The organism is Antarctobacter jejuensis, from assembly GCF_052266595.1.
In the GTDB taxonomy this organism is placed as follows: domain Bacteria; phylum Pseudomonadota; class Alphaproteobacteria; order Rhodobacterales; family Rhodobacteraceae; genus Antarctobacter; species Antarctobacter jejuensis.
In genome coordinates, this window is sequence record NZ_JBQQXJ010000019.1 from 13,912 (window position 1) to 39,363 (window position 25,452).

The 25,452-nt window shown below is 63.9% G+C and carries 13 protein-coding genes; 6 read left to right on the forward strand and 7 right to left on the reverse strand.

The window, feature by feature from the left end; translation table 11 throughout:
* Nucleotides 1-10 precede the first annotated feature (10 nt).
* Nucleotides 11-766: a WecB/TagA/CpsF family glycosyltransferase gene (locus ACTXGA_RS20835; protein WP_443396609.1), complete on the reverse strand. Its 756-nt coding sequence runs from the start codon at nucleotides 764-766 to the stop codon at nucleotides 11-13.
* Between the two features lie 194 nt (nucleotides 767-960).
* Between ACTXGA_RS20835 and ACTXGA_RS20840 the strand changes: the two genes are divergently transcribed.
* The 6 genes from ACTXGA_RS20840 (at nucleotide 961) to ACTXGA_RS20865 (ending at nucleotide 9,077) form a co-directional block, all read left to right on the forward strand.
* Nucleotides 961-2,124 (forward strand): Gfo/Idh/MocA family protein, encoded by a 1,164-nt coding sequence (locus ACTXGA_RS20840; RefSeq protein ID WP_443396712.1) that lies wholly within the window; start codon nucleotides 961-963, stop codon nucleotides 2,122-2,124.
* Nucleotides 2,112-3,098 (forward strand): NAD-dependent epimerase/dehydratase family protein, encoded by a 987-nt coding sequence (locus ACTXGA_RS20845; RefSeq protein ID WP_443396611.1) that lies wholly within the window; start codon nucleotides 2,112-2,114, stop codon nucleotides 3,096-3,098. Before ACTXGA_RS20840 ends, ACTXGA_RS20845 begins: the two co-directional genes overlap by 13 nt.
* Nucleotides 3,095-4,321, forward strand: coding sequence for a glycosyltransferase family 4 protein (locus ACTXGA_RS20850; protein WP_443396613.1), 1,227 nt, complete (start codon nucleotides 3,095-3,097; stop codon nucleotides 4,319-4,321). Before ACTXGA_RS20845 ends, ACTXGA_RS20850 begins: the two co-directional genes overlap by 4 nt.
* Entirely contained in the window at nucleotides 4,318-5,277 is a 960-nt protein-coding gene (locus ACTXGA_RS20855) for a glycosyltransferase family 2 protein (protein ID WP_443396615.1), read from the forward strand. Before ACTXGA_RS20850 ends, ACTXGA_RS20855 begins: the two co-directional genes overlap by 4 nt.
* 7 nt (nucleotides 5,278-5,284) lie before the next feature.
* Nucleotides 5,285-7,387: an NAD-dependent epimerase/dehydratase family protein gene (locus ACTXGA_RS20860; RefSeq protein ID WP_443396617.1), complete on the forward strand. Its 2,103-nt coding sequence runs from the start codon at nucleotides 5,285-5,287 to the stop codon at nucleotides 7,385-7,387.
* A gap of 214 nt (nucleotides 7,388-7,601) precedes the next feature.
* On the forward strand, nucleotides 7,602-9,077 hold the full coding sequence (locus tag ACTXGA_RS20865; protein ID WP_443396619.1) for a CpsD/CapB family tyrosine-protein kinase: 1,476 nt from the start codon (nucleotides 7,602-7,604) through the stop codon (nucleotides 9,075-9,077).
* A gap of 49 nt (nucleotides 9,078-9,126) precedes the next feature.
* Here the strand turns inward: ACTXGA_RS20865 and ACTXGA_RS20870 are convergent, their stop codons facing one another.
* From ACTXGA_RS20870 to ACTXGA_RS20895, 6 genes are all read right to left on the reverse strand, one after another.
* Nucleotides 9,127-10,455 (reverse strand): GumC family protein, encoded by a 1,329-nt coding sequence (locus tag ACTXGA_RS20870; RefSeq protein WP_443396621.1) that lies wholly within the window; start codon nucleotides 10,453-10,455, stop codon nucleotides 9,127-9,129.
* Between the two features lie 517 nt (nucleotides 10,456-10,972).
* Nucleotides 10,973-15,505, reverse strand: coding sequence for a MupA/Atu3671 family FMN-dependent luciferase-like monooxygenase (locus tag ACTXGA_RS20875; RefSeq protein WP_443396623.1), 4,533 nt, complete (start codon nucleotides 15,503-15,505; stop codon nucleotides 10,973-10,975).
* 5 nt (nucleotides 15,506-15,510) lie between these two features.
* Complete coding sequence (locus ACTXGA_RS20880; RefSeq protein WP_443396625.1) at nucleotides 15,511-16,527, reverse strand: glycosyltransferase family 2 protein; 1,017 nt, start codon at nucleotides 16,525-16,527, stop codon at nucleotides 15,511-15,513.
* Between the two features lie 5 nt (nucleotides 16,528-16,532).
* A complete protein-coding gene (locus tag ACTXGA_RS20885; RefSeq protein WP_443396626.1) occupies nucleotides 16,533-23,000 on the reverse strand; it encodes a type I polyketide synthase in 6,468 nt (2,155 codons plus the stop codon).
* Between the two features lie 238 nt (nucleotides 23,001-23,238).
* On the reverse strand, nucleotides 23,239-24,594 hold the full coding sequence (locus ACTXGA_RS20890) for an oligosaccharide flippase family protein (protein WP_443396628.1): 1,356 nt from the start codon (nucleotides 24,592-24,594) through the stop codon (nucleotides 23,239-23,241).
* Nucleotides 24,591-25,448: a glycosyltransferase family 2 protein gene (locus ACTXGA_RS20895; protein WP_443396630.1), complete on the reverse strand. Its 858-nt coding sequence runs from the start codon at nucleotides 25,446-25,448 to the stop codon at nucleotides 24,591-24,593. Before ACTXGA_RS20895 ends, ACTXGA_RS20890 begins: the two co-directional genes overlap by 4 nt.
* Nucleotides 25,449-25,452 lie beyond the last annotated feature (4 nt).

The window sequence follows — 25,452 nt, forward strand, 5'->3', positions numbered from 1 at the left end:
CCGTGCTGCGTCAGTTCCGAAACCGCGACAGCAGCGCACGCACGCTCAGCCCGGGCAGCACCAACCCACATTTCAGATAGCGCCAGGCCAACCGACGCGGATCCGCCGCCACACGCCACAGCCATTCCATCGCGATCTTGCGCGCCCAGATCGGAGCGCGTTTCTGGGTGCCGGCAAAGAAATCCAGACCAGCCCCGATGGAGGCGAACCCGACCTCGGGTGCCAACCGCCGCCCCATCGCGGCAAAGGTTTCCTGCTTGGGCGCACCAAGGGCGACAAAGCAGAGGCGCGCCCCGGAGGCTGCGATCTCCCTCAACATCTCCTCTGCCTGTGGCCCAGATGGGTTGAACCCCATCGGCGGCGCGATCTGGCACACCACCTCTAGGTCACGCACCTCACGTTCGAGATATTCGGCAGAGGCCGCCAGCACTGGCGCGCTGGACCCGAACAGCGCCACCTTGACGCCCTGTGCTGCCGCGATTTCCGCCAGCGGCAGGATCGCCTCTGACCCGGGAATCAGTGAGACCGGCTTGCCCGCCAGCCACGACAGCCAGACAATCGGGTTGCCATCGGCCACCACGAAATCCTGCGCGAGGTAAACCGCGCGAAAGGAGTCCGACCCATTGAGCTTCACGATATGGTCCAGATTGATGGTCGCCAGCGCAAAGCCCGACCGCCGGGCAAAGCGTTCACGCACCCGGGCTTCCAATACCGCCCATGTCGGGACATTCACGCGGACCGTGTCGTCCCCAAATCTGAAATGCATGCTGGCACCTAGCCCCCCGGCATTGGCATAGCGCGAATCCGCCGATGGTTCAGTGCCTTTTCCACAACAGTTTCAATAATTTCGCCAATAGTGATGCCGCACCGCCGCATTTTCCGGGCCTCAGTCGAACTCTGGCCTTTTTTTACTGTTTGATACTATCACAACACAGCCGGGCCACGGGTGGCAATTTGAACTTGACGCATTCAGAGGCACGGACCGAAAGCGGGACGGGCAAGGCAGGGCAGGTGCTGCTGCTGGGCTGCGGATTCGTGGCCGATCTCTACATGCGTTCTGCCGCCGCCATGCCGGGGATCACCGTCGCCGGGGCATGGGACAGGGACGCGGCCCGCCTGAGCAGCTTTTGCGCCCATTGGAACGTGCCGGAATGCCCTTCATTCGAGGCGCTGTTGGCGCAGGCGCCCGATGCCTTGATCCTGAACCTGACCAATCCCGGCGCACATTTCGCAACCACACGGGCCTGCCTTGAGGCCGGGCGGCATGTCTACTCCGAAAAGCCGCTGGCCATGACGGTGGAAGAGGCCAAGACCTTGCATGCCCTCGCGGCGGAACGGGGTCTGATGCTGGCCTCCGCCCCGTGCTCGGCTCTGGGGGAGGCCGCGCAGACCATCGGGCATGCACTGCGTATCGGGACCGCCGGGACGCCGCGCGTGGTTTATGCCGAACTGGATGACGGGTTCATTCCCCAGGCGGCCTACCACAAATGGAGGACCGAGTCGGGCGCACCCTGGCCCTATGAGGATGAGTTTCGCGTGGGTTGCACGCTGGAACACGCGGGCTATTACCTGACCTGGCTGATGTCGTGGTTCGGACCGGTGCGCACGGTGGTTGCCGCCTCGACCGAGACCCTGCCCGACAAGGAAGGCACCGGCCCCTTCGCACCCGACCTTTCCGTCGCCACACTGTTTTTCGAGGATGGCCCGGTCGCGCGCCTGACTTGTTCCATCGTGGCACCGCACAACCACGGCATGCGCATCACAGGCGACAAGGGCGTGATTTCCTGCGATGCAGCTTGGGACAACGCCGCCAAAGTCAGGTTCGCCCGCCGCCTGACCCTGCGCCGACGGCTGATGGAGCACCCCTTTCCCCGCACCCTCCGCCTGAAACAACCCACCCACGCCAAGGTGAAACGCTGGGGCGCTGCGGCGATGAATTTCATGCTGGGTCCGGCCGAGGTGCTGGAGGCCCTGCAACAAGGGCGACCCAGCCGGATGTCCAACGATTTCGCCCTGCACCTGACAGAGGTCACCTTGGCGATACAGAATGCCGGAGAGACCGGCGGCGCCCAGCGCATGACCACCACCTGTGAGCGGATGGAGCCGATGCCATGGGCCAGATGACCCTTGCCATCACCGGGGCCAACGGCTTTCTCGGGCGCGCCTGCGTGGCCGAGGCGCGCAGGCGCGGCCTGCCTGTCATCGCCGTCTATCGCAGCGCCGAACCGGTCGAATGGGCCGCCGATCCCGGCATCACGCCAATGCAACTGGATCTGACGGCCTCTGACGCGGCAGACCGGTTGAGCGCGTCCCTGCCTGCGGACGGCGCGATCATCCATGCCGCAGCCCACTTGGGCGATGACCCGAAAACCGTTGCCCGCGATACCCTGCTGGCCACCCGGACGGTTCATGACGTCTGGCACAGGCGGCAGGCGCGGATGGTTCTGATTTCTTCGCTTGCGGTCTACGATACCGACAGGTTGTCCCCCGGCGATGCGCTGACGGAAGCCACGCCGCTGATCCCGCTCCCCACCTCTCCGGCAGAGGCGCGCGACGCCTACGCCGGATCAAAGCGCATGCAAGAGACGATGTTTCTGAACGACGAAGAGTTCGAGGACGGCTGGATCCTGCGGCCCGGCGCGCTTTGGGGTCCGGGCAGGACATGGCATGCGCTTCAGGGGTTCTGGGCATCAAAGCTGTTTGTCACCATCGGGTCGCAGGGAGAACTGCCGCTCGCGCATGTGGACCTCACCGCACGCATTGCTGTCGAGGCCGCGCGCACCCCGACACCCGGCCCCGGCGTCCTGAACGTCTTTGACGATGACAGGCCGACACGCGCCCGTTTCCTGCGCGCCCATCGGCGCTGTCACGGCTGGCCACGGCTGAATGTCAGCATTCCCTTTGGCCTATGGTGGGCGATCACTGGACCGCTCAAACCTGTCTCTAGCCGCCTGCCGGGTCTGTTCCGGCAGAGCATTCTACGGGCGCGCCTGATGCCGCTGCGTTATCCCAATACAAGGATGCGCAGCGCCTTTCCCGGTGAGGACACCGATACCTTCGAGGGCATGATGTCCCGGACGGCGGAGGGTCGGCGATGAGCCTGCCGAAACTGGCCTATCTGACCGGCGAATACCCCCGCGCCTCGGACACCTTCATTCAGCGCGAGGTGGCGGCGCTGCGCGGTCTGGGGCACGAGGTCGACACCTGCTCGATCCGCACCACAGGCGCGGAACACCTTGTGGGCCCCGAACAGCGCGAGGAACATGCCCGCACTTTCAGGGTGTTGGACACGGCCAGACATCCGGCAAGGCTGATCAAAGCGCATCTGCGCTGTTTGCAAACGCCCGGCCGCTATCTCAGTGCGCTGAAACTGGCGTGGCAAACCGCGCCCAAGGGCATCAAGGGGCGTCTCTACAACCTGATCTATTTCCTCGAGGCGGGCGTTCTGGCCGACCACCTGCGGGATCAGCGCGTCGGTCACCTGCACAATCACATCGCCAAGGCGTCGTGCACGGTGGCAATGCTGGCCTCGGAACTGTCGGGCATCCCCTACAGCTTTACCATCCACGGCCCGGACATCTTTTTTGAACCGCACCACTGGCGCATTGACGAAAAGGCGCGGCGGGCGGCCTTTGTGGCCTGCATATCGGATTTTTGCCGCTCGCAACTGATGTGTTTCACGGCGCAGGAACACTGGCCCAAGATGCACATCATCCACTGCGGGATAGACCCGGACCGCTATTCTCCCGCGCCCCATACCGGCAAGCGGCTGCTTTTTGTCGGGCGGCTGGCGGCGGTCAAGGGCATGCCTGTTCTGCTGGAGGCCCTGCGAGACCTGCCCGGCGACTGGCATCTGACGGTCATCGGAGACGGACCGGACCGCGCCGCGCTGGAGGCGCAGGCGCAGGGCATGCCGGTGGAGTTTTTGGGCTACCGCAGTCAGGCCGAAGTCGCCGAAGCCTTGCACGCAACGGATGTCTTCGTGCTGCCCAGCTTTGCCGAAGGCGTGCCCGTGGTGCTGATGGAGGCGATGGCCTCTGGCGTTCCGGTCGTCACCACCCGGATCGCGGGCATTCCCGAACTGGTCGACGAGGGCGTCAGCGGTTATCTGGTGCCGCCGGGCGATGCCGGGGCGCTGAGAAAAGCAATCGATAGAGCGCTGTCTGACCGGGACAAACGCCGGGAAATGGGTGCACAAGGCCGCGCGCGGGTGGTAGCGGATTTCAACCTGTCCGTCGAACCGGCCCGTTTGTCGCGCCTTTTCCGCGAAAGTAGCGAAACTCTCCCAACCAGTGACAAGCGCCCGGAACCCGCGCGATGACTCCGGTGGACGTTATCCTGATCGGCCGGAATGAGGGGCTGCGGCTGGTGGCGGCGCTGGCCTCTGTGCAGGGGCAGGCGCGCCAGATCGTCTATGTCGACAGCGGTTCGACCGACGACAGCCTGTTCGAGGCGCGCAAGGCCGGGGCCAAGGTGGTTGAACTGGACATGTCGGTCCCCTTCACCGCCGCACGGGCCCGCAACGCCGGATTCGATGCGCTGGACGATCCGCAATTCGTTCAGTTCATCGACGGCGACTGCGCGCTGGTCTCCGGTTACATCGACGCCGCCCGCGCCTTTCTGGAAACCCATCCGACTGTGGGCATGGTCACCGGCTGGCGGTCGGAAATCCATCCCGACGGGTCGATCTACAATGCCATCTGTAACTGGGAATGGCGCCGTCCTGCGGGAGAGATCGAAGCCTGCGGCGGGGACATGATGGTGCGCGCCGAGTTATGGCAAGCCGTAGGCGGCATGAACCCGCAGGTCATCGCCGCCGAGGATGATGAGGTCTGTTGCCGCTTTCGCAAGGCGGGCTGGAAGCTGCACCGCATTCCGCAGGAAATGACCCGGCACGACGCCGCCATGACCCGTTTTTCTCAATGGTGGCGCCGTGCTGTCCGCACCGGACACGGCTTTGCACAGGTCGGTCATCTGCACCCGGAGTATTTTCGGTGCGAACGCCGGCGCGTGCTGTTGTTTGCGCTGATCCTGCCTTTGGTCTTCGTCTTTGGCCTGTTCACAACTCTTTGGCTCAGCCTCGCGGTTTTGGCGCTCTACGCGGTCAGCCACCTGCGGTCGATCCGTGGGCTTGTTGCCGACGGGGTGCCGCCACCGCTGGCCCGCCGACTGGCCCTGCTGTTGACCCTGTCCAAGTTTCCCAACCTGATCGGCATGGCAAAATTTCACGCCCGCCGTCTGTCCGGCGCCGATATGCGCATCATCGAGTACAAGTGAGATCCAGATGTCCCAACCCATCCGCGTCGGCCTGATCGGGGCCGGATACATCGCAGACTGGCATGCCGACGCCCTCAAGGCGACGCCGGGCGTCAAGATCACAGCCGTGTGCGACACCTCAGAATCGGCAGCCAGAGCGCTGGCCGAACCACTGGGTGCCCGCGTGTTGACAAGAGTCGACGACCTGATCTCAGAAAATATCTGCGACTGTGCCCATATCCTCACGCCGCCAAATATACATAAGGATATTGCACTAAAGTGCCTTGCCGGCGGGCTGCATGTGCTTGTGGAAAAACCTGTGGCTGAATCTGCAGAGCAGACGGCTGAGATCCTTGACGCAGCGGCAGCAGCCAACCGCCGGTTTCACGCGGGCCATAATTTTCTGGGCTTGCCCGGCTATGAACGGATGAAATCCGCAATGCGGGCGGGGGAATACGGGCGCATTTCGTCGGCAGAGCTGACATGGGCCTTGCCCCTTGCCCCGCTTCGGTCCGGGCCGTTCAACCTGTGGCTCTTGCGAGAGCCCAAGAACCTGCTGCTGGAACTGGGGCCGCATCTGGTGGCTTTTGCGCAGGATCTCTTTGGTGACCTTGAAATCCTGCATGCCCATGCCGGCAATCCCGTCATGCTGCCCGGGGAAGACCCGCGCCCGCAGAGTTTCCGCATTCTTGCCCGTGCCGGAGCGGTAGAGATCACCTTTGCGCTCTCGATGGTCGAAACTATCGACGACCGCTCTGTCACGCTGCGCGGGTCATCGGCCCGCGCGCGTCTTGATTTTGCGCAGGACGTTTTGGTGGTGGAGCGGGAAAATGCCGCCGATCTGGTGGCCAATCCGCTGCGCAAACAGATGGAAATGACCGGCCAGCGCCGGCGCGAAGGGCTGCGCAATGCCTGGACACAGTTGCGGTCACTCAACACCCGCAATCCCTATGGCCTCAGCTTTCGCGGCATGACTGCGGCCGTCTATGGTGCATTGACCGAAGGCAAACCGCAGGACCCCCGCTTTTCCGGCGAAAGCGGGCTGGCTGTCATGCGCTGTATCGACGACATGATCGCCAAGCTGCCGCCCGAGACCCTGAAAACCGCGACGCCCGCCGTGCAGACGCGAATACCGAAACCCACCGCCATGGTCATCGGCGGCACCGGCTTTATCGGTCGCGCCCTGACCCGCCGCCTTGTGGCGGACGGGCGTGACGTGCGGGTCCTGTCGCGGGGCAGGACCGGCCCCTTCCCCGATCTGCCCGACAACGTCGAAACGATCAGCGCCTCATTGCACGATCTGGATGCAGTGACAGAGGCGATGCAGGGCATTGATGTGGTCTTCAACCTTGCCAAATCGATGGACACGACCTGGGCCGACTGCCTGAAAAACGATGTTGGCGTCGCCCTGCGCGTGGCCATGGCCTCTGAACAGGCCGGGGTGAAACGGCTGATCTATACCGGGACCATCGCCAGCTACGATATGTCCGACCCCGAAACGCCGATTTCCGAAGAGACCGGATTTGCCGAAGATATGACCGATCGCAATCTCTACGCGCGGTCCAAGGCGGAATGCGAACGAAAGCTGCTGGACCTGCACTGCGACCGGGGCCTGCCGCTGGTCATCGCGCGGCCCGGTATCGTGGTCGGCCACGGCGGCCCGCTGCAGCATTGGGGCATCGGGCGTTGGCACGGGGCCGGCGCAGTCCGCATCTGGGGACATGGACGCAACATCCTGCCCTTCGTGCTGATCGACGATGTGGTTGATGGGTTGGTACGGATGATCGATGCCCCCGTCGAAGGGCAGAGCTTTAACCTGGTGGGTGAGCCGATGCTCTCTGCCCGTGGCTATTTCAACGCCATCCACGAGACGCTGGGGGCAAGGATCCGCGTCGTGCCGGGCAACCTGCACGCCTTCTACGCGGCGGATGCGGTGAAATACGGGCTCAAGAAATACGCGCTGCGGCGACACGGGGTGATCCGTCCCTCTTTGGCCGACTGGAAAAGCCGTGCGCATTTCTCCCCCTTTGTGAACGCGCATCCCAAGGAGGTTCTTGGCTGGACGCCCGAGCCCGACCGGGCCCGTTTCATTGAAAAGGCGATCACCCATGCCAATCTATTTGGCTTCTGACGGGATCGGAAAATTCCTGACCCTACGTCACCAATCCATTCAAATCTGACTTATTCTGGACAGATTTGGCTGTTTTAACAGCCTGAAAGGCCAAGATTGACGTCTCATTCCGGGAATTGATCCCTTTGGGCGAACAGTTGAATGGCCGGGCAAGGCAAACGGTCCACGCGCAGAGATTTCAGGGCGTGCGGGCAAAAAGTGTGGAGCAAGGGGCATGAACATGATGGATGGCCCGAAATTCCGGCGAAAACACTCCTCGGCCACCCGTCAGCGCGGGCGGTCGACCGAACCGCCTGCCCCTGTCCCCCCGATTCACGCAGCCGCAGAAAAATCCCGGCAGGAAACCGAAGCGCGCCATCGCGCCGAGACTGCGGCACGTCAGAAAGCCGAAGCTGAAGAACAGGCGCGGCAAGCGGCCGAAGCTGAGCAGCGCGCCAAGGCTGAGGCAAAAGCCCGCCGCAAAGCGGAGTTCGAGGAGAAAGCCCAGGCAGAGGCCCTGCGCCGCGTGCTCGCCGCGCGCGAACGCAGGCAGACCGAAGCCCGCGAAGCGGCAGAGCGGGCGGAGCGCGACGCAAAAGAACGCGCTGACCGCGAGAAAGCAGCCGAAGAGGCACGACTTGCCGAAGAGCGCCAGCGGGCCGAGGCCGCAGCGGCAGAAGAGGCCCGGCGCGCTGAAGAGAAGGCACGCGAGGCGGCGGCCGCCGAAGAGGCAAGGCTTGTCGCGGAACAAGCGGCCGAAGAACAACGCCTCCGCGAGGCTGAACGCGCTGCGGAACAGGCGCGCCTGATCGAAGCGCGCAAGCGCGCCGAAGACGAGGCCAACGCGGCAGAACACCGGGCCGAAGACGCCCGTCGCGCCGAGGCCAAGGCCGCCCCCCTGCCGCTGACCGAAATGCTGCCGGTCACCAAACCGGCAAGCGCGCCCGCCGACGCCGCCCCGGCCGACCTGGGCAAGATCGACGTCGATGGCGCGTGGAACAGCCTCGCCGATCTCACCGTCAACACCGCGCATCTGGACCGCAACCGGATCATTTCCGCCAGTCGCGAAGACCCCGCGCATGCGGCCTTTGACGTGTTGCGCACACGGCTTTTGCAAACGCTGAAGGAAAACGGCTGGCGCCGCGTCGCGATCACCTCACCCGGTCAGGGCTGTGGCAAGACCTTTACCGTTGCCAACCTTGCGATCACCCTGTCGCGGCAGGAAAACTGCCGCACGCTGGTGATGGATCTCGATATGCGTCGGCCCAGCCTGCACACCGTCCTTGGGTTGCAGAAACCGGGCTCGCTCGGCGATGTTCTGCGCGGTCTGGTCCCGCCGGAAGAGCACCTGCGCCGCATGGGTGCAAATCCCGTGCACGCGGGCCGCAACATTGCTTTCGGATTGAATGACCGGGTCGAGGAATATCCTTCGGAGCTGCTTCAGGATCCCAGGACAACCGCGACGCTTGAAGCCATCGAAGCCCGGTTCGCGCCTGATGTCATGCTGTTCGATCTGCCGCCCGCGCTGTTCTGCGACGATGTGATCGCCTTTCGCCCGCAGTTCGACGGAGTCCTGCTTGTCCTTGGCGGCGGCATGACGACAGAGCGCGAGGTCAAGGAAGTCGAACGACGGCTGGGCGACAGCACGCCCCTGCTTGGGATGATCCTGAACAAGGCCGAAGGCTCGGAACTCCGCCGCTACGGATACTGAAGACCGGGGCCTGTCAGGCAGACCCCGGCGAAGATCAGGTCAGTCGCGGTCAGGTCCGGATGGCGCGCGGCAACAGCTTGCCCGACAATTCGGCCAGGACCGGCACCCGATCCCAGATCAGGCGGAGGCCCGATGCAATCAGCGCAAAAACCAGCGCCAGTTTACCCAGCAGGCGCAGACCACCGATGCGGCGGTCGCGGCGGCTGGCCACGACCGGGATTGCCACAACCGGCTGCACACCCAACATCCGCTCCATCTGTGCGGCGGTGCGAATGGCCGGGTTCATCATTTCCGCCACAAAAGCCAGTGCGATACCCGCCATCAGGCTTGCGATCCCGCCGACGGCGGCAATCTTCTTGCGGCTGCCGGACACCGGATAGACCGGCGGCAACGCGGTTTCCAGAACCTCGAAGCGGTCCGTGGCCTGACGGTCTTCCAGCATCTGGCCCAATTCCGCCTCTGCCATGCGGCGGGTGATGACCTCATACTGCTCCTGCAGCTTGGTCATCTCGCGTTCCAGCCGGTTCAATTCGCGCTCCACCTCTGGCGCACCGGTGATCAGCTCTTCGATCTGGGCGACACGGGTGCCGATCAGCGCTTTCTGCTCTTGCAGCAGGGCGATTTGGCGTCTTTTCACCTCTTCCCGCGTGCGGTCGGAGGCGGTTTCCAGCGTCAGGATCTGCTGGTCCAGCTCCAGTTCGGTGTCCCGCAGGCTGGCCAACTGCGTCCGCAGATCCAGAACGCCTGCCGGGAGCTGGTCGCCATTGGCCCGCTTGAAGGCAGCAATCTCGCCGCCCAACGCCTCGATCTCGGCCCCGATCCGCTGCTCTTCGACACGGAAGAATTCCAGCGTGTCACGCGCCCGGCTGACGCTGCGGTCGCGCGACTGGTCGATTACGGAGGTCATCAGTTCATTCGCCAGCTCCGCGGCCTTCTCCGGATCATCAAGTGTCACCGTGATCATCAGCCCCGACGGCGCGTTGGCCTCGGGTGAAAAGCTTTGCTGCGGGTTGGTCATGGGTTGAATACGCGCGGCCAGCCGCATGGCGTAGACGCGTTCGTTCAGGGTCATGTCCGGATCGTCGGAAAACAGATCGTGCTTTTCCATGATCCGCACAAGGTTGTCGCGCGCCATCAGGCGCTGTTCGATCAACCGGACCCGGCGCGAGGCATCTTCGGTCGCGGCCGTTGCACCGACCAATTGATCGGGAACGCGCGCATCCTCGATCTGGACCACGGCGGTCGCCTCGTAGGTCTTTTCCTGCTTGAGTGCAAAATACACGGAAAACATGCAGCCGACAAAGGTGATCGAAAGGATCAGCACAGCCCGCCGCCGCAGGGCAAAGAGCACCTCTTCGATAGACTGGAACTGGTTCATTTCACGTCTCCCGCAGAGTTGCCTCTAACGCGGAAAGCGACCGGGCTTGCCCACATGTCGCCATCTACCTGACACAATCTAGCAGACGCGCCTTATTTTCGCCACGTCCTAGCTCGATTTTTGACGGAAACAATGCGTATCCCCTACGTAAACCAGCGCCACATTTCTGTCGCTTTTTCAGAAAGATGCAGAGATTCAAGGGGCAAACAAGGCCAAAATGTGTCGAGATGGGTTCCGACCCAATCCGAACCGGCATCTAGCGACAGGATCAACCCACCGCCAACTCTCTGTTCGACTGTTGTTCCGCCCGAGAATCGGGCAGAAATGTGGCAAATTCTTGATGCTTGGTTAACTGGGGAGGGCCTGCTCGCCGCTCGGCGGCCAGGGTGTGAGCGCAGAATCGGCGGTCTGCACAGGGGTCCTGAGGTTTTTTAGCCGCTCCAGTGGCGGACTATTTCCGTCTGACTGTCAGCGGACGCCCCGGCGGATCACATCACTCCCCCGCTGGTCCGCTCTGTTATGCCCGGCGGCGAGCCCGCATTTCACGGCGGCGCGCCATTGCCTCGCTGCGTGACTGTGCCCGCGCCTTAGCCTGCGGCGCGGGTGTTGCTGGTGCGGGTGCCGTCACGGCGTTTTTGGCGGTTTGCCTGGCTGGACTGGCGACAGACCCGTCTGACAGATCGGCCACCCGCGCGGCAAGATCCGCCAGAACCGGGAAGCGGAAGATATCCGTGATCGACAGTTTCGCCGCGCCCAACTCCTCACGGATTGTGCGATGCACCTGAACCGCGAGCAGAGAGTGGCCGCCAAGGTCAAAGAAATTGTCGCGCCCGGATGCGCTGACCCCCAAGGTGCGCTGCCAGATCGCCGCAATGACCGTCTCGATTCCCGCAGCATCGCCACCACCGGGCGCGGCAGGGACCACCGGTTCGGTCTGCGGGGCGGGTTTCGGGGCCACGGCCCGGGGCGCGGGCAGCGCCTTGCGGTCGACTTTCTTGTTCGGGGTCAGCGGAAAAGCGTCCAGATGCACGAACCGCCCCGGCACCATGAAACCGGGCAAATCCTGCCCCAACGCCGTTCTCAACGCCGTCTCATCGCGCGGCGCGCCGGTATAATACCCCACCAGACGCAGATCGCCCGGCATGTCCTCTCGCGCCGTAACAACGGCCTGGGTGATACCCTCTTGCCCCTCCAGACAGGCCTCGATCTCACCCAGTTCGATCCGGTGGCCGCGCAGTTTCACCTGATGATCGACGCGACCGATGTAGTCCAGCGCGCCATCCTCGCGCCTGCGTACAAGGTCGCCGGTCCGATACATCCGCCCTCCGTGGAACGGGTTGGACACGAACCGTTCGGCGGTCAGGTCGGGCCGGTTCCAATAGCCGCGCGTGACCCCCTCCCCGCCGATCCACAATTCGCCGTCCTGCCCGATACCGACCGGGTGTTGCGCCGCGTCCAGCACATAGAGTTGCTGGTTGGCCAGCGGCAGACCGATGTTGACCACCGCCTCCCCCGGTTGAGCCTGCGTGCAAGAGGACCAGATCGTTGTCTCTGTCGGGCCATACATGTTGGTCACGGTGGCATCGGTGATCTGCGCGAACTCTTCGACCAACGCACCGGGTAGGGGCTCTCCACCAAGGTATACATGCTGTACACTCTTCAGCGCAAAACGCGCCTCGTCGTTCATCGCGATCATCCGCGCCATCGAGGGTGTGCATTGCAGATGCGTCACGCCATGCCGCACGATCTGCGCCGAGATACTGAAATCATCCGGTTCCAGTTCCGGCACTCCGCCCGCAACCTTGACCACCTCTGCCAAGGGGCGCAGGCCGTCCAGAACTGTCTGGCGATCAATGCCATAGTCGATCAGGCAGGCAATTTCGGTCACGCCAATGGCCTTGACCTCTTCGGTCCGCTTCAGCGCGTCGTCAACCGTGCCGAAAAGGCCGCTGTCGTTGAAATAGCGCTCAAAGGCGAAATCGAGGATCGCATCCAGTTCTTCGGGTTCCAACCCGTCCAACTGCAGATCAAAGGCATTGGAAACCCCCTCTGGCCGCTTGAAGGCCGGGAAAGCCCAGGCGTATTGCTTGATGAGCCCCGCCGCCGAGCGCAGGTAATCCTTCATCGGTTCCCGCGCGATTTCGCGGGCATGCTCATGGCTGTCGCTGAGGAAGGTATGCAGCATCAGAGTGACCGTGAAGTCCGCCGGATCATGCCCCGCCTCGCGCAGCGCCGCGTGATACAGTTTGATCTTCTGTCCCACCTCATCAACCGTCTGGCCCAGCAGATGGGTCAACACGTTACAACCCAGCTTGCCCGCCTCTTGCCATGTCTGGGGGTTGCCCGCTGTGGTCACCCAAACGGGTAGTTCCTTTGAGACCGGGCGCGGCTGCGTCACCACCTCATGCACCGATCCGTCCTTGCGGGGGAAGCCAACTGCCTCACCGCGCCATAGTTTGCGAACGGTTTCGATGTCGCGCAGCATAGCGGGCTTGTTCTCGGGCGGGGTGTTTTCTGGCCGCAGGACAAAATCATCGGGTTGCCAGCCGCTGGCAATCGCCATGCCCGCGCGTCCGTTGGTCAGGTTGTCGATCACCGCCCATTCCTCGGCGATCCGGGCGGGATGATGCAGGGGGGCGACAACAGACCCGCCCCGCACGCCGATATTTTTCGTCACACCGGCAACGGCAGCGCCCGTCACCGAGGGGTTCGGGTATGGTCCGCCAAAGGCGTGGAAATGTCGTTCCGGCGTCCAGACCGCGACAAATCCGTTTTCATCCGCAAACTGCGCGCCCTCCAGCAGCAGGGCGTATTTGTCCCGGCCGGCGCCATCATCGTTGCCCCAGTAGTAAATGGAATACTCCATCCCGCCACCGCGCGGCATTGGTCCCTTGGAGATCAGCGCGCGGTCCTCATCCCCGGTCAGCACCACGGTCAACCCGCGCGCCGAGGTCCAGAACAGCTCCAACACGGAGATGTCGAAAGACAGCGATGTGACCGCCAGCCAAGTCCCGCCGTCACGCGGAATATGGGCATCCATGCCTTTATAAAAATTGCATACATTGCGATGCTCGACCATGACGCCCTTGGGTTTGCCGGTCGATCCGCTGGTGTAGATCAGGTAGGCCAGGTCCTCCGGCCCGCTGGTGTCGGGCAGGTTTTCGCCCGGCTGCACGTCTAGGCGCGGCTCTGCGTCCAGCACCAACAATTGTGCTTCGTGACGCGGCAGCGACGGCTCAACAGCCGCTTGTGTGACGATCACCTGCGCGCCACTGTCCTCGACGAAATGCTGCAAACGGTCGGCGGGATAGCTGGGGTCCATCGGCAGATAGGCCCCGCCTGCCTTGAGGATCGCCAGCGCGCCCACCATCAGGTCAATCGAGCGGCGACAGCACAGCCCCACAACCTGCCCCGGCGCCACGCCCATGTCGCGCAAGAGATGCGCCGCCCGATTGGCACGGGCGTTCAGGTCAGCATAGGTCAGCATCGTATCTTCAAAGATCAGCGCCACGGCGTCCGGCGATTTAGTCACCTGCGCCTCAAACACGTGGTGCATCGTCAGGGTCCGGTCATGATCTTTGGTGGTGTTGTTCCATCGGTTCAACACTAGGTCGCGCTCTGCATCTGGCAGACCGGCCTCCGGCGCCGCCGCCATCAGTTCCAGCCGTGCCGCCAGCAATTCTGCCATCGCAGGAGAGATACGCCCGGCGTCATAGGACAGGCTGACTTCAGTGCCGAATATGATCGTGATCACACTCCCGGCGACGTGGCTTGCCCCGCCTTCTGCGACGGCAAGGTGCGGAACCTCGGGCCAGGTCAGTTCCGGGGCGCGCGCAAAGAGATCCGACGCCACAGGCGCGCGTAGACCCAAGGCTGACCACGGCAGGACCAACCCACTCTCCGCCATCGCCTGCAAATCCCGATCTGCCCAGCCAAGGTCAACCGGACGGCCGCCAATCTGTTCGGCCCATTTCCTGACAAGGGTCAGTCCCTCTTCGCCAGCGGGCATGTTCAGTGGACGGGTCTCAACGCGGGTTTCTCCGCCAGAGACACCGTGCAGCACAATGGGATCCAGCCCGGCAAACGCGGCACGCGCCTTTGTCTCTCCGGCGGCGACAACCTCTGACATGGCCTCGATCGAGGCCAAATCATCGGTGGGGCCCAAGGGCAGCACCTCCCCCACGGTCGCGACCTCGGCAGCCGCCACAGGCGCTCCGCAAATCCGCGTCAGCCCTGACAGGACAAGCGCATGTGTCCTGCAGGCCACCGTCAGGCTGTCCCCCGCCGTGGCCAGCACCGTGCCCGGCGCGGCGATGCTTTCGCTCACCCGCGCGTGTCCCACCAACCACATTACCCCCTTGGCGCGCAGCTTGGCTGCGCAGAGGGGATTCCAGTAACCGCCATGGTCCAGCGCCCGTACCAGCCGCTCCAGCTCGACCGCGGGACGAAAGAAGTCCAGCAGGCCAAAACCCACAGGGCGCTTTTTCAGCCCGTGATAGCTGCGCGCGCTCAGGTCTTGCGGTTTGCGCTGCAAGTCCCCGGATTCCAGTTGATCCAACAGGTCCGGGAAGGAGGTCATCGCCGCTTCATAGGCCTTGGTGTTCAGTGTCAGCGCACTGTCGTGATCCGAAATGGCAAACTCGCGCGACACCAGCACATCGCCTTCGTCGATGCCACCTTCGATCATGTGCCATGAAATGCCGTGCCGCGACTCACCCTCGATCAGCGCCCAGACCGGGGCATTCAGCCCGGCGTGACGCGGCAGCGGCCCATCATGAAAATTAACCGCGCCCTTTGACGGCAGGGCCAGCACGTCGGCGGGAATGACCGACAGGTTGGCAATCGACAGCAGGTAGTCGAACCCACCGGGCAGTCGCTTGGCCAGATCCTTTCCCGGCGCCTCGACCCGCAGGCCGCGCCCTTCGGCCCATGCGCGGACATCGGCGTTTTTCGTGACCACGGCGGCCAGGGTGTTTCCCCGGGCAAGGGCCAGCTCGGCGCATTGCACCAACAGCGATTCATTGCCCATCACGACGCAGGAAAATGCCATGTCCGTCACTCCGCTTGTGCCTTAGCCGCGACCCGAACCGCCATCCGGGCCGCCGCGCGCTTTCCCGGCAAGGGCCGGACCAGTGCCTTGAGATCGTGTGAAACCAGATCGCGCAGGAAATGCGCAGGATCCGCCGGGGCCTTGCCCTGCACCAGCACGCGCAGCCGCCAGACCAGCCCGCCCAGACCGTGCATCAGGGTCGCCAGAACCGCGTATCCCCGACCGTGGTTTTTCGAGAAATAGTGCCAGCGGCTGTCCAGCCAGAAACCGGGAATCCGCGCCCAGGTCTGCATGCCCGTCGAGACAGAGCCGATATGCGCCACCTCGCTGTCGCGCACATAGTGGGTTTCATGCCCGGCGCGGGCGGCGCGCAGACACAGGTCCGTTTCCTCGAAATAGAGAAAGAACGTCTCATCGAAGAAGCCGATCTGGTCCAGCACGCTTTGCCGCATCATAATCGACGCCCCGGCCAGCCAGTCTACCCGCCGGGTCGTGTCCGGCACGCCGATGGGCACCGATTTATGCCGCAGCAATCGGGACACCGGGCCAAAGCGTATCGCCCCTTCCAGTTCCGACCAGATCGACGGAAAGCGGAAGGCGGTGACATGGGCATCCCCCTCTTCGCCGTGGATATAGCTGCCCGCAAAGCCCGCCTCTGGATGGGTTTCAAGATGATCATGCAACCGCCGGATCGCATCCGGCGCGGGAAAGGCGTCAGAATTCAGAAGGTAGACGTAATCCGGGGCCGCGCCGTCGCTCATCCCCGCCTGAATTCCCACGTTATTGCCTGCGCCAAAGCCGCCGTTGTGACCGGACGGGATCACCCGGATCGGCTGTCCCTGCGCCCAGTCCTCCTGCGATATCGCCGCCTTGATCCGCTCATACGATCCATCGCCACTGTCGTTGTCGACGATCGCCAGTTCCGCTTCCAACCCCTGCATGGCGTGCAGAGCCGCGCGAACAGAGCGCAGCGTCATATCTGCGGTCTTGTAGTTCAGCGATACCACCAAAATCCGCGCCATGCCTGTCACTCCGCCGCATGTGTGGGAAAGGAGACAAGGGCGTCATTGCCGGGTGTGACCGCCTCGGCCCCTTCGATGGCCTCACGCATCAGGGCCGCCAGAACCCGGACGTTCGGCTCCAGCACCATGCTGTCATGGTCGCCCGGCACCTCATGCACCTCGACCCCAGGCACCATCAGCCCCCAGTCGTTGTCATGGGTGACATAGGTCCGCTCCGAGTTCACAAGTGCGCCGCCCGAAACCGTCCACTTGCCCTGCAATGGCGGACGATACAGCACCACGCGCCCGTCCCACGGATGGACCTTGTAAGACGTGATGGCGCGGTAGAACGCTGCCTCGATCTCGGCATTGTGGAAGGCATGTTCCGTTCCGGTGCCTTCGGCCTCTCGCCGCTTGGCGAATTCCCATGCGATGCGGTTCCTGACCCAGACAAAGGGATAGAGCAGCCCCTTTTCGCGCGCCTGATGCCATTGAATCATCAGCCGGTCCTTGCGCGACAGTGGACGGCGCTGCGGCAGCGGCGTGTCCAGCATCACCACCAGCGAGACCTCTTCGCCCATCAGTTCCAACTGCCGGGCCACTTCATAGGCGGTAATGCCACCGCCCGAGAAACCGCCGATCATGTAGGGGCCATTGGGCTGCACCTGCATCATCTCGGCAATGTAGTCGCGCGCGGCATCCTCGATCGTTTCATGCGGGGCTTCACCGCCATAAAGACCCCTTGCCTGCAACCCGTAGAACGGACGATCCGACCCCAGCAAATGCGCCAGATGGCGCAGGTTCAGCACGTTGCCGAACATCCCGGCGATCAGGAAGAAAGGCCGCCGCGCACCGCCGTCGCCATCGTGCATCGGCACCAGATGGGTAAACCGGCGTTCCGGCACCTTGCGCTCCGGCGCAGCCTCCCCCTCGACAGGGCCGATTTGCGCCTCGATCAGCCCGGCACAGGCGCGGATGGTCGGGGCCTCGAACAGGACGGAAATCGGGAAATCGACCTTGAAAGCCTTTTTCACCATGGCGAACAGCCGAACGGCAATCAGGGAGTGCCCGCCAAGATCGAAAAAGCTGTCGCAGGCGCCGACGTTCTGCACGCCCAGCAGATCCTGCCAGAAGCCCGCCAGCCGGGTTTCGATCTCGCCTTCGGGGGCTACAAAGTCACTTTCCAACTGGGGCCGCTCAAAGGACTGGCCGCTTGATGCCTCAGCGACCGAAACCGCCGTCTGCCGCACCAAGGCGTCCAGATCCATCGACGACACGACCACCTGTTTGGCCCCAAGAGCCAAGGCGCGATGGAACGCGTCGACCCCTTCGCCGGGCAGAATCCCCTGACTGAGGTTGTGCGCCAGCCTCTCTTCGGCGGCCGACAGCGGTTGAGTTGTGTCGGTGTCATCCACCTCCAGTTCCGCAACTGTTAGACGCGGTGCCGACTTCAGCACATCGGCACTCTCCAGCTTGCGGATGGTAAAGCCGCTGATCTCCACTGCCACACGCCCGGCTTCGTCGCAGAGCGTGATGTCAAAGCTGGCCGTTTCACGATCCGCACGGTTGTCTGCCGCGTTGCGCACCCAGGACACCACCTTCGTGGGCAGCGGCCCGTGGACCCGCACACGGCCGTAACGCACAGGCACCCACAGATGCGTCGGCTGATAGCCCTCGATCAACTCCATCGCCCAACCGGTGGCAATATCCATCAGCGCCGGGTGCAGCGGCATGTCGGGCGCATTCGCCCCGTCGGGAAGGGACAGATCCGCGATCCCCTCACCCCGGCCCAAGGCGCGTCCATCCAACACCTTCCAGTTGGGTCCAAAGGCCAGATGCACTTCCTGCGCAGCGGTCAGCTTGCCCCCCGATCCGGACACCTTCGCACCACAACGCGCGCGGATCGCGGCAAGGTCCAGATCGTCGGGTCGCGCCATCGGCATCAGGGACAGTGCCCCCTGTGCCGTCAGAGCATAGCCGTGCCGCCCGTTCAGCGTGGCATCGGCCAGGACGTCAAAGCCATATCCCTCATCGCTGCGCGTCAACCGCACCCGCACGTCCCGCGCGCCACCATCGGCCACGCGCAGGGGCCGCAGGAAGGACAGGTCGCGGATTTCGAACCCGCCCGCCTCGCCATGTGCCGCCAATGCCTGCGCAGCCAACGACAGGTTGCCGGTGCCGGGCAGCAGGGCATCGCCCGCCTTGGTCCGGTGCTGGTCGATGAACCAGTCGGTCGCCGCATAGCGCGCGTGGAACACCCGGTTGCCGTGGCTGTCGAAACTCGCCTCAGACAACATCTCCTGATCCACGGGCTCGACCGGCGGTTTCGGCAGGTCCCCGGTGCGCGCCGCCACGGCTTCTGCCGCCATGCCGACCTCATTCCAGATGCCCCAGTTGATCGCCACGATCCGCGTCTTGCCGGTCCGCGCACGGGCAAAGGCGTTGAGGAATTCGTTGGCGGCGACGTAATCCACCTGCCCCGCAGGCGCCGTAACGGTAGAGGACGAGGAGAACAGGGCCATCCAGTCCAACGCGCCATCGGGAAAAACTTCTGCCAGCACCTCTGTCCCGTGGATCTTGGGAGTGAACACATCCTCGACGCTGGCGGGCGTCTTGGTCAGCAACGGCCCGTCGTCGATCACCCCCGCGCCATGGATCACCCCGGTGATGCGGCCAAAGCGGTCTTCGACGGCGGCGCGCACCTCCTTCATCTGGCCAAGGTTGCAGACATCCGCCGCCAGAACCATGACCTCAGCTCCGGCCTGTTCGAGCGCCTGAACCGCCCGGATGCGACGGGCCACCCGATCCTGCGGCGCATGACGGCGCAGGTAGTCGTCCCATTCCGCACGCTCTGGCAGTGCGGCCCGCGCCAGAAGGGCCAATTTTGCCCCCCGGCCCGCAAAATCCTGTGCCAGCGTCAGGCCAATACCGCCGAAACCGCCCGTGATCAGATACACCCCACCGGCTTGAACGTCCGGCACAGCGGGCAGGCTCACCGGTTTCATTGCGGATTCAAACCGCCGGTCGCCGCGCAACGCGGCGCTCCGGTCGCCGGTTTCCGAACACAGCTCTTCAAGCACCCGCAGGGACAGCGCCTGCATCTGTACCTCGCGCGCCGCCTCGGCCCGTGCGCGCGTCCAAAAGGATGCCTCGATTTCTGCCGGCAATGCCACATCCAGCATCGCCACACTCACCCCCGGCAATTCGCGCGGGATCACCCGCGCCGGGCCCGCAATGGTCGCCTTTTCCGGATAGGGCAGCGGTTCGTCGCGCACCTGCGTCGCCCCGTTGGTGACAACGGTGATCTGCAAGGGGCGCGGCAGGCCTTCGGCCTCCACGGCCTGGGCAAGGAACAGTAGCGCATAGAACCCCTGCTCCTGAACCCGGTGGAAAAAGCTCGATCCGGGGCGATGGCCTTCGCCCTCGGTCAGCAGCCAGAAATGCCCGATCCGGGTGGGCACGATCCCCCGTGCCCCCAGATCCTGCAGCAACAGGTCATATCCCTCTCGCCCCCGTTCCGGCGCCAGCACATAGCCCTCGCCGACGCGGGCAAAGGCATCACCCGGCCGCACCTCAACCACCGTATGCCCGGCATCCCGCAGGCGGGCGGCACAGCGCGCGGCCAGCCCGCCCTCATCCATGAGCATCAGCCAGAGCTGCGGCGCGGCATCACCCAGACCATCGACCACATCAACCTCGACCGGGGCAGAGCGTGGCCGCCAGACCGGCTGCCAGCCCCACTCGGACAGATCGTCGTTGCGCATCAGCCATGTCGGCGCGGTTTCCGCCGGTTTGCCGGGCGCTATGAAATAGGGGCTGCGCTGAAAGGCATAGGTCGGCAGCACGACCCGGTGCCGCACCACCCCGCCCCAGACCTGATCCCAGTCGAAATCAACGCCCAGCGCCCAAAGCCGCCCCAGCACCTCGAACATGAACTTGTCGTCGGCGATCTCTTCGTCCGGGTGGCGGAGCGAGGACAGGACCTGGTTGCCGTCGATCTTTGGATGCTGCCGCGCCAGAGAGGACAGCGCCTTGCCCGGACCGACCTCAAGGAAAACCCGGTTCTCTGCCGCAAGGGCACCGACACAATCGGCAAACAGCACCGTGCCGCGCAGGTGCGAAACCCAGTATTCAGGGTCGGTTGCCTCCTCCGCCGTCATCAGCGCGCCGGTCCGGTTCGAGGTCAACGGCAACTGCGGCGCGTGCAGGTCGATGGACCGCAAAAAATCGCCAAACTCGGTCAGGATCGGGTCCAACATCCGGCTATGCGCGGCGATATCGATGCCGATGCGCGTGCTTTGCACATCGCGCGCCTCCAGGTCCGCCTGCAGCGCCTCCAGTGCCTCCTGCGGACCGGTGGCCACAGACAGGTCCGGTGCATTCACCGCACCCAGGTCCAGATCCTCTCCCAGCAGCGGCCGCAGCGCCTCGGCTGACAGGCCGACCGATAGCATCCCACCCGCCGGCACACGGTCGAACAGCCGTCCGCGCAGATGTACCAGCCCGATGCAATCCTCGAAACTCATGACCCCCGCCACACAGGCGGCGGTGTTCTCCCCCATCGAATGCCCGGTCAGGGCGGCAGGCTGGATGCCCCAGCTCATCCACAATTGCGCCAGCGCATATTCGGTGATCATGATCAGTGGCAATTGCACCGAAGGTGTCAGCAGCGCCCGATCCGCTGCGGCCTCGTTTCCACGCTCCGGCAGCCACAGATCCCGAATGCCCGGTTTCTTCTCTTTCGAAATACGCCTCGCACCATCGCCGCCCGCGATCCGTTCGAGGTGATCCAGCCCCCGGTCCATCCACTCGGCAAAAACCGGCTCTGTCTCATAGAGATCGCGCGCCATGCCCGCGTATTGCGCGCCACCACCGGGGAACATGAACACAACGTCGGGCCGGTCCAGCGCTGAATGCGTGAAAATGCGGCGCGCCTCGACTCCGTCCAGCAGGCGTGCCGCCTCGGCATGAGATTCCGCGACGACGACACGGCGTTTTTCAAACGCCCGCCGCCCCTCTTTCAGGGTAAAGGCCACATCTGCAAGGTCCTGTTCGGGATGCGCGCGCAGGTGCGCGGCCAGCCTTGCACTATTGTCTTCCAGTGCCGCCTTGCTGCGACCCGACACCGTCAGGATCTGAAACGGCCAGTCCGACTCAGAACTGGCCCCACGGTCCGGCGCCTCTTCCAGCACCAAATGCGCGTTCGTCCCGCCGACACCCAGCGAATTGACCCCGGCCCGGCGCCGGTGATCGCTTTGCGGCCAGTCAGTCAGGCGGTCATTCACCACAAAGGGCGAGGTTTCAAAGTCGATGGCCGGGTTCGGCGCCTCATAGCCCAGCGAGGGCGGCATCTGCCGGTGATGCAACGCCAGCGAGGCCTTGATCAAAGACGCCACACCGGCGGCGGTATCCAGATGGCCGATATTGGTCTTGACCGAACCGATACGGCAATGACCTACTGCCCCGCTGCTTTCGCGAAACGCCTCTGTTAGTGCCGCCACCTCGATGGGATCGCCCAGGTAGGTGCCAGTGCCGTGGCATTCGACGTAATCGACAGTGTCCGCCGTCACCCCGGCAAAGGCCTGCGCCTCGGCCACGGCCGTGGCCTGCCCTTCGACCGACGGGGCAAGGTATCCGGCCTTTTGCGCGCCGTCATTGTTGACGGCAGACCCCTTGATCACGGCCCAGATGTGATCGCCATCGGCCACCGCATCCGCCAGCCGCCGCAACACCACAACCCCGGCACCGGACCCGAACACCGTGCCCTTGGCGCGATGGTCAAAGGCGTGGCATTCGCCGTCCGGCGACAGGATCTCGTTCTCCTTGTAGAGGTACCCGCGCCCCTGCGGCAGTTCGATGGTCACGCCGCCCGCAATGGCCATGTCGCATTCGCCATTCAGCAGCGCCTGTGCCGCGTAATGTGTCGCCACCAGGGATGTGCTGCACGCGGTCTGCAGGTTGATCGACGGCCCGTGCAGGTCCAACACATGGCTCAACCGCGTGGTCATGAAATCCTTGTCGTTGCCGGTATGGCGCAACAGGAACATGCCAGTGTTTTCCACCAGATCCTGGTTCGAGCAGATGTTGAAATAGAAATACGACCCCATCCCGCAGCCGGCAAAGACACCAACCTGCCCGTCAAAGCTGTCGGGTACATGACCGGCCGTTTCCAAGGCCTCCCACGCGGTTTCAAGGAACTGCCGATGCTGGGGATCCATGATCGCCGCTTCCTTCGGGGAAAACCCAAAGAATTCGGCGTCAAAATGTGCGAAATCCTCCAGCGGCGCGGCGAAAGGGACATAGTCGCGGTGACGCATTAGGCCGGGATCTTCGCCCGCCTCGCGCAGTTCGTCTTCGGACAGACGCCGGATGGAGGAAACGCCGTCCCGCAAGTTGCGCCAGTAGGCCGCGATATCCGCCGCCCCCGGCAAATGCGCCGCCATGCCGACGATGGCGATGTCATTCTCACCAATATGCGCCGCGTCCGTCGTCATACAGGACTCCAAAAGACTGCGCCGCCACCCGTCGCCACAATTGGCGCGCAAATGCGGCAAATTTTAGGTGAAACCGCCCGAATTTCGCCAGATAGCCAACCCGAGGGCAGCTTTTCGCAAATTGACGGAAACAATGTCAGGGAAATCGCTGGCGGCCTTTCCCCATTGGAAACGCTGATCGCCGAGGGGGCGACTCGACGCCCTCGGCCCACCGGGAATGCGCATGTCGGATCAATGCTCATACTTGCACCAATCCCGTGATCGGCACCCAATTCAGCCAGATCGCCAAGGTCGCCAGCGCAAGGCCCAGCGATCCGAACAGCATGTCATGCAACGGGTCCCACACCCCCGACTGCCGCGCCAGCCAGACCACCACCGGATAGGCCGTCGTAAAGGCCGCCGCCTGTCCCAGCAAGGCGCCCAGCAGGCCCGCCACGTTCAGGCCGATCAGGATGCATCCCACCATCAGCACCGCCCGCGCCAGCGCGAGGTAGAAATAGCGCCTGGAATCTCCCGCCGCCAGCGCCGCCTGATCGTAGGTCATCACGATCAGCATCGGGATTTGCGCACAGGCCAGAACCACCGCCACCGCGCCCGCCGCGTCATAGCGCGGATCGTAAAGGGTCTGCACCAGCCAGACGCCAAGCAGGGCAAACACCCCGACAAAGCCGATCAGCGCGCCTGTCACGGCAACGCGCATCTTGCGCAGCTTCAGGAAATTTTCACGGCTCTCCTTTGGCGGCTTTTCGCGGTAGATGGGGATCAGGATCTTGTGCGTGATCAGGCTGCCCAGCATCATCGGAAAGGCCGCCCAGAAAAACCCGATATTGTAGATCCCGAACAGGTCCAGCGCGATGAACTTTCCGATCAGCATCTTGTCGGCCTGCGTGAAGAAGAACCCGCAGACCGTCGCCAGAAATACCCATTTGCCAAAATTGACCAGCTCACGCGCGGCCCCGCGGTCCCATCGAAAGCGGTTCGGCTCCCCGGGCAGACAGCGCCAGTTCAGGATGACCTCGGCCACCGCGCCAATCACCCCGGACACCACCAGCGCCCAGACCGATCCCCACCACCACGCCAGCAGAACCGCCGCGACAACGCCGACAAGCTGCGTGCCCAAGTCCAGCAGTGTGACCCGCCCCAGCATCAGGTGCCGGTTCGCCGTCACCATCCGTGTGGGCCTGAAACCCGTCACCAACAGCGTCAGGGCCGACACCGGCAGCATCCATGCCAGCATCGGCTGGTCATAGATCCATGCCATCGGCCATGCCAGCGCGCAGGCCACCAGCCACAGACCCACGCCCCGGAACACCTGTATCGTCCATGCCGTGTTCAGGAAATCGCGGTCATCGCCACGTTTGGATTGCAGGATCGCGGGTGTCACGCCCACGTCGGAAAACTGCCCCAGTCCCATCAGGAAAACCATGACCAGCGCCATCAGGCCAAAGGCCTCCGGGAACAGCAGACGGGTCAGGATCAGGTTCGACGCCAGCCGCACCACCTGCCCAAAGGCAAAGCCGCCGAGGGTGAACATGGAAGACCGCATGACCCGCCCGGTCAGAGATCGGCCTTTCAGGACAGCCAGCGTGGTCATCTTCCCCGGCTCCAGTCCTGCGCCCTCTTTGGCGTCAGCCTCACCAGCAGCGCAACACCCGCGTAGGCAACAAAGCCAAACGGATCGCCCAGCGCCATCCGCAGCTTATCCTGTAGCGGAAACGCGGGTTTGTCGTCGTTTTTGGCAAGCTCCGGGTATCGGGCCGCAATCTGCGCGACCCCGGCATTCTGCCGTCGGCGCACCTTGACCAGATTGCGACAGCCTTCGGCGATCGGCCACCGGTAGGATGACCCCACCCCCCTGCGCTCTTGGGGGGTGAACTGCAGGCGGACAAAGATGTCGTCAGAGATGATCTCGGGGAACTGATCCCAGCGCGCGCGCCCGGCCGCGTTCACGGCGAAGAGGCCGCAACCCGGCACCACGTCGCGCATGAAGGGAACCTGCCGCCAGAAGCGGGCATAGGCACGGCTGAATGCGCTCTCGGCGGCGATCTCGACCGCGCCGCTGACATAGCGCGGCTCCTTGATGTCCAGCATGGATACGATCTGCTCCAGCAACCCCGGTGTCACCGTCACATCGGCATCCAGATAGACCCTCAAGGCACCAGTGGCCGCCATGTCGCCCGCGTTCAGCGCGCCGGGCTTGCCGCCCTCCGCAAGGTCCAGCACGATCAATGTCCAGCCCCGCGCCTTGACCTGCCCTGCATATCCCTGCGCCAGATCCGCCGTCTCATCGCGGCAGCCGTTGGCCACGACGACGATCTCCACGGCCCATCCCATTGGCGCGTCAGAGGCCAATAGCGCCTTCAGGCAGTCGCCGATCAGCGCCGCCTCATTGCTTGCCGGAAGAATGACCGAGACCGTCCCGTCCCGGGCCTGTCGTATCAATGCCATATCC